Annotated in this window: 1 protein-coding gene; it reads right to left on the bottom strand. The window is 77.2% G+C overall.

Features of this window, described 5'->3' with window-relative positions:
- Positions 1–216 precede the first annotated feature (216 nt).
- Positions 217–509 (bottom strand): peptidoglycan-binding protein (locus HO151_RS00730; protein WP_173894204.1); only part of this gene is annotated, 293 nt, incomplete at its 5' end.

A 509-nucleotide genomic window follows, 5' to 3' on the forward strand; every position in this document is an offset into this window, starting at 1 on the left:
CCGGCTCACGGTGCGGGTGCCGGTGGGGTCGGCCGCCGAGGTGCACGTGCCGGGGCCGGGGCGCTCGGCGGTGCGCGCGCCGGACGGGGCGGAGTTCGTGCGGGTGGAGCCGGGGTTCGTCGTGTACGGAGTGGGCCACGGGAGCTGGGAGTTCGTGGGCCGGTCCGCCGCCGGCTGACTGGTCGGTGCGGGCGCGGGTGTGGATGCGGACGCGGGTCAGGAGGCCGTGCGGGCTTCGAGGTCGTTGCGGGTGTCGTCGCCGTACACTCCCGTCTCGTCCCCCCGGATGCCGTACCAGAGCTGGAAGCGCGCCACCGCCGCCGTCAGCGCGGCGTCGTACACGCCGCTGGGTGTCCCCCGGTCGTACACGTCCGGGATGCGCAGCAGCCGTTCCTGGAGGTCGCTCACCGCCGGACCGCTGTCGCCCTCGCGCAGGGTGCCGGGTCCGTCCGGGTCGGCGCCCTGCGGAACGGCGGCCGACGCCGGTGGCGCGGACGAGGCGGCGGGGG

It is taken from the genome of Streptomyces sp. 8P21H-1 (assembly GCF_013302945.1).